The organism is Halanaerobium sp. (assembly GCF_003070835.1).
The window spans coordinates 1-5,381 of sequence record NZ_QBLR01000237.1 but is presented as its reverse complement, the minus strand read 5'-3'; the positions used below and the strand labels follow the sequence as shown (position 1 = coordinate 5,381).

Below are 5,381 nucleotides of genomic sequence, written 5' to 3'. Positions count from 1 at the left end.
AATTAATTCAGCTATATTAAATAAAAGAACAATAAAAACCCACACTAAATAGCGAAGAGGCTAAAATTTTAATAATCTTTTTAGTTCTAGAACTAATTTTCATAACTGGTACTCCTTTGGCCAAAATTTTAGTTCAGATGTCGTGTACACCTAATTTTTGTCGAACTATCATCAAATAGTTCAAAATTAAGTAGAAGCAAATTATAAACTTATAGCTGCTCTTATTAAATTGTGTCACTTAAATGCAGAATTAATTTTTAGCTCTTCTTAATTTCTAATTTAATTTTACGCTTTTAAGCTCTAAATTACAAGGAAAAGAAAAATAGTTCTGGCAGCTGTGATAAATGACAGAATTTATAATCTTTAATTTTGTCTTATACATGTGCATGCACCGTGAACCACCCGCTTTTTGTCGAATTGTAGCGAAAACAGATAAAAATTAGGCTTTTTCGCGATATATCTACATAAACTGACAAGTTCCCGGTGCATGGACTTGTAAAATAAAAAAAGGACCTATATCTTTTAAATAGAATATATTATATAGAGAAATTATTTAAGATTTGAATTTATACTGGAGGGATAATTTTGCTTAAATGGCGGTTAATAATTGAAGCTGAAAATGATGCCTACTATAATATGGCAGTTGATGAAGCCATTATGAAAATTCACAGTCAGGGTGATACTCCTCCTACTCTGCGTTTTTATGGCTGGCAGCCGGCGGCTCTTTCCCTCGGCTATTTTCAGCAGGCTAAAAAAGAGGTTGATTTTGAGAAGTGTCAGCAGGAGGGAATTGATCTTGTTCGGCGTTTAACTGGCGGTCGGGCAATTTTACATGATCGGGAACTTACCTACAGCATTATAATTAGAGAAGATTATAATTTACTGGCAGATTCTATAGAAAAAAGTTACCAGCAGATCAGCAGTGGACTTGTTGCCGGCTTAAACCAGCTGGGGATTGCGGCAGAGCTGAAAGCGGTTGAGAGAGGCAAAAAGGCTCCGCGCGGTCATTCTGCTGCCTGTTTTGACGCCCCATCCTGGTATGAGGTTATTCTTAATAAAAAGAAGCTGATTGGAAGTGCCCAGCGGAGAAAAGAAAACACTATTCTCCAGCACGGATCCCTGCCTTTGGATGATTCCAGCGAAAAAATTTTTGAACTTTTAAACTACAATTCAGCTGAAATGCGAAAAAAATCCCGCCGCATCTTTAAGGCTAAATCTACCAACCTTAAAAAGTCGGGCTCTAAAGTTGATAAAGAGGAACTGATTAAGGCTCTGAGTTCAGGCCTGGCTGAAAAATTTAATATAAATTTAGAAAAAGCTTCTTTAACTGAAAGTGAGATTGTGCTGGCCCGTGAGCTGGCCAAAAATAAATATCAAAATCAAAACTGGAATTTTAAACGCTAAAAAGGAGAAGATAAGATGTCAAAAAGAAAAAGATTACCAAAATGGCTTAGAAATAAAGATCCCCTGCAGAAAGGGATGCTGGCCACCCGCAATATGCTCAAAAATTTAGAACTTAATACAGTCTGTCAGAGTGCCCGCTGTCCCAATATTGGAGAGTGCTACAGCAAAAAAACAGCGACCTTTATGATCTTGGGTCAGTACTGTACCCGCAACTGCCGCTTCTGTTCGGTTACCCACCACAGACCGGAAGCAGTTGAACCTGAGGAAGCAGCCAGAGTGGCTGAAGCTGTCGAGAAATTAAAGTTGAAACACGCTGTCATTACTTCAGTAACTCGTGATGATCTTGAAGACGGTGGAGCAGAACAGTTTGTGAGGGTTATTAATGCCATTAGAGAAAGGCGTCCGGAGGTTTCGGTGGAAGTACTGACACCTGACTTTAATAATGATCAGGCTGCTTTAGAAAAAATTATTAAGGCCAGACCAGAAATTTTTAATCACAATGTAGAGACTGTACCCTCACTTTATGAAAAGGTACGCCCTCAGGCTGATTATCAGCAGTCACTTGCTGTTTTAAATAAAGTGGCAGCGAGTGATCCCGATATTCTAATAAAATCTGGAATGATGCTCGGACTTGGAGAAAGTGAAGAAGAACTCACCGCAGTCTGGAAGGATTTACTGCAGGCTGGAGTTGAAATTTTAACTATGGGCCAGTATCTGCAGCCGACAAATGAAAATATTGAAGTGGCAGAATATATCAGACCGGAGAAGTTTGAAGAACTCAAAGAAAAAGCTCTTGCCCTCGGATTTAAATCCGTCTCCTCCGGCCCCCATGTTCGAAGCTCTTATTTAGCTGAAGAAACTTATCAGGAATTGAATTCTTAAATTTTTAATTCTTTAGCTGATATATTAAATAAAATATGCTGCTTGTTAAATTAGAAAAGATTTTAGCCAGGGTATTTTTCTTTAATTATTCCATCCTGATAGGCCTTAAGCAGCTGCATTAGGTGCTCTACATCTTCGCTCAATTTTTTACCGATATCTGTATCGGCAATTTTCTGTGGTCTTTCAAATTTTAAAACTTCAGTTGCCGAAATTGTGTCCCTGCTGTCTTTATGCAGGGCATTTTTTTTGCTGATAAAAGGTTCGTGAGATATCAAACGCATTTTAGTATTGCTGTAAGTTAGGGTATAGCCTGCAATACCTGTTTTTTCGTGGTAAGCTGCAGAAATACCGCCGTCAATCACTAAAAGCCTGCCGTTGCCCTTAATTGGACTTTCTCCTTTCTTCTCAGCCACCGGGGTGTGACCATTAATAATGTGGCCGCTTTCCGGGTCAAGACCAAATTCAGTCAGAATTTTTTTGCAGACATATTCATTTTCCCGGGCCTGATAGTAGGGGTTTTTCTTCTCCCGGTAGAGCTCAGGCTGGTCCTCATCAGTAAAATAGCGCAAAAAGGTTGTCATCTTTTCTTTACCAAAAAGTGGAGATAACTCTCCCCGCCAGAGATACCAGAGCCAGTCTTTATAGCCGCCTTCACTGTCTGGTTTGGAATAACTGCGCCTGATCACATCATCAAAAAAATCCATTAACTTTTTGCCGCTGTATTCTTTTCCCTCAACTTCGATTGTCGAAAAATCTCCAGCTTCAGTCATCGGCAGACAGCCGTGAAAAAGTAAATTACCGTTGTACTTTCTGTACATATTGCCGTTATTAAAAAGAAAACGGATATCTTCCTTTAAACGGTCATTATTTTCAAAGGAATAACTAAGCTGTTCAATAACCTCTTCTTCCCAGCCACTCAGACGGTAGGGATCCAGAGGATCAACGGTGGGAAAATGGGAGTCTGTTAATTTATATTCAGCATCCGCCAGAGAAATTGTTCCCTTTTCATAATCTATTTTTTCCAGGTAGAGTGCCTCATTCATTTTAAACTCCGGCCGCTTTTTGATCAGCTGCCCCTCCAGCTTAAACTGAATCACAGCAATTGCCTTATGCATCTGGGTCATTATCTTTATTTCATCCTGATCAAGCTCTCTTTCGATTAACTTTGGTTCAAAAATTTCAGAATCAGGCTCCTGATAGTGGTTCATGGCGAACCTGGCCAGGGGCCTCATATTAATTCCATAACCCTCTTCTAAAAACTCAAGGTTACCGTAGCGGAGAGCAATTCTTAAGGCAGTAGCAATTAAAGCTTTCTGACCGAGAGCTGCTCCCATCCAGAGAATATCGTGGTTACCCCACTGGATATCAACATTATGATGGTTTTTAAGTACATTCATGATTACATCCGGTGCCGGTCCCCGATCAAAAATATCTCCAATTATATGCAGCTTATCCACTGCAAAAGATTGAATCAGCTCGGAAAGTGAAATAATAAAATTCTCAGCCTGCTCTATTTCAATAATCGTGGTTAAAATCTGATCCTTATAATCCTTTTTATTTGGATCTCCTTCTTTAATGTGCAGCAGCTCTTCAATAATATAGGCAAACTTTTCCGGTAAAGCCTTCCTCACCTTGGAGCGGGTATAAATTGAGGAAACTTCCTGCGAAATTCTGACCATATAATCCAGGGCTTCCTTGTACCATTCTGGAGGAATACCTCCCCTTTCGTGCAGCTCCTTCATCTTTGATTTTGGATAAAAAATTAGAGTTGCCAGCTCTCTTTTTTCGGTATCAGTCAGCTTATCTGAAAATATCTGATCTATCTTATACTCAATTACTCCGGAGGCGGTTTTTAACATATACTTAAATGCCTCAGCTTCTCCGTGTAAATCGGTTAAAAAATGTTCTGTACTTTTAGGTAGATTTAAAATCGCTTTGAGGTTAATAATTTCTGTGCTAACTGCAGGTATATTAGGAAACTGTTCTGCTAAAAGCTCTAAATACTTCAGATCTTTCATTAATTGCTCCCTTCTTGAATTAATTTTTCGTAGGCCAGTCTTGGACTTCCATCTTTAGTATAAATAATGCCGCAGTAGTTAAAACCTGCTTTTTCAATCGCCCGCCGCATGGCAAGATTATCCTGGTGAGTATCGATCCGGATGCTGTCTGCTCCAAGATTAGCTCCCATTTTGAATGTTTTTCTGTAGATAATTGAAATAATTCCCTGGCCTTTATACTCAGGTGCTACTGCTGCCCGGTGGATTACTCCATATAAACCATCTGCCAGCCAGCTTCCCTCCTCAATTAAATTATAGGTTGGATCTTCACCAAAGATAACTGCTGCGACAGCAATTATTTTTCCTTCTTTTTTAATTATATAGGAATTTCCAGCTTCAATATCCTTTTTTAAAGTCTCCGGATTGGGATAATTATTCTGCCACTGGTCTATCCCCTGTTCTTTTAAATATTTCTGGGCAGCTTTAATAATCTTCATGATCTCCGGTATTTCTTCGATTTCTGCTCTAACAAAGTTCATCCTGCTTTAGTTCTCCTTTCAAAATAAATTAATTATCAATACTGTTTAAAATATATTTATCTTCTTCTGCCAGCTTTTTTATAATATTTTCTTTAGTATCCGGTCTGGCAAAATAATAACCCTGAGCATAATCACAGTCCAGTTCCTGCAAAAATTCAAGCTGCTCCTTTTTTTCTACTCCCTCTGCAACTACTTTTAAATTAAGAGCGTGGGCCATATTTATAATTGAATGAATAATATTTTCTGTAGATTTTTCCAGACCAATGTTTTTAATAAAATACTGGTCTATTTTCAAATAATCCACCGGCAGTTCTTTTAGGTATTTTAAAGACGAATAACCCTTGCCAAAATCATCAAGATAAATCTTGATCCCCTTTGCCCTAAGCTTTTTTAGCTTTTTGATATTTTCTTTAATTTCTAAAATCAAATCTGTCTCTGTTATTTCAAGGCTCAACCTTTCTGGATTAATATTAAAGAACTCAAACTTCGCACATAAATAACCCTTTTGCACCTTGAAATTTCAATATTTAGCAGAATTAAAGTAATATCATTTTACTGT

At 38.1% G+C, this 5,381-nt stretch carries 5 protein-coding genes; 2 read left to right on the top strand and 3 right to left on the bottom strand.

The annotated features are described in order from the left end of the window. The first annotated feature begins 585 nt into the window (after nt 1-585). Together CI949_RS16260 and lipA are read left to right on the top strand one after the other, a co-directional pair. Nucleotides 586-1,404: a biotin/lipoate A/B protein ligase family protein gene (locus tag CI949_RS16260; protein ID WP_290768205.1), complete on the top strand. Its 819-nt coding sequence runs from the start codon at nt 586-588 to the stop codon at nt 1,402-1,404. A gap of 15 nt (nt 1,405-1,419) precedes the next feature. Continuing rightward, a complete protein-coding gene (gene lipA / locus CI949_RS16255; RefSeq protein WP_290768202.1) occupies nt 1,420-2,286 on the top strand; it encodes a lipoyl synthase in 867 nt (288 codons plus the stop codon). Between the two features lie 62 nt (nt 2,287-2,348). Here lipA and CI949_RS16250 read toward each other — a convergent pair whose 3' ends face one another. Genes CI949_RS16250 through CI949_RS16240 form a run of 3 tightly spaced genes read right to left on the bottom strand, consistent with a single transcriptional unit; the run spans nt 2,349 to nt 5,333 of the window. Further along, nucleotides 2,349-4,304, bottom strand: a complete 1,956-nt coding sequence (locus CI949_RS16250) for a fructose-1,6-bisphosphatase (protein WP_290768199.1) — start codon at nt 4,302-4,304, stop codon at nt 2,349-2,351. After that, on the bottom strand, nt 4,304-4,822 hold the full coding sequence (locus tag CI949_RS16245; RefSeq protein ID WP_108138023.1) for a GNAT family N-acetyltransferase: 519 nt from the start codon (nt 4,820-4,822) through the stop codon (nt 4,304-4,306). Before CI949_RS16245 ends, CI949_RS16250 begins: the two co-directional genes overlap by 1 nt. 28 nt (nt 4,823-4,850) lie before the next feature. Continuing rightward, a complete protein-coding gene (locus tag CI949_RS16240) occupies nt 4,851-5,333 on the bottom strand; it encodes an EAL domain-containing protein (RefSeq protein WP_290768195.1) in 483 nt (160 codons plus the stop codon). Nucleotides 5,334-5,381 lie beyond the last annotated feature (48 nt).

Bases quoted from the DNA above. Each gene is read 5' to 3' on its own strand.
- lipA (WP_290768202.1), top strand. From the start codon at position 1,420: ATGTCAAAAAGAAAAAGATTACCAAAATGGCTTAGAAATAAAGATCCC.
- CI949_RS16245 (WP_108138023.1), bottom strand. From the start codon at position 4,822: ATGAACTTTGTTAGAGCAGAAATCGAAGAAATACCGGAGATCATGAAG.
- CI949_RS16250 (WP_290768199.1), bottom strand. From the start codon at position 4,304: ATGAAAGATCTGAAGTATTTAGAGCTTTTAGCAGAACAGTTTCCTAAT.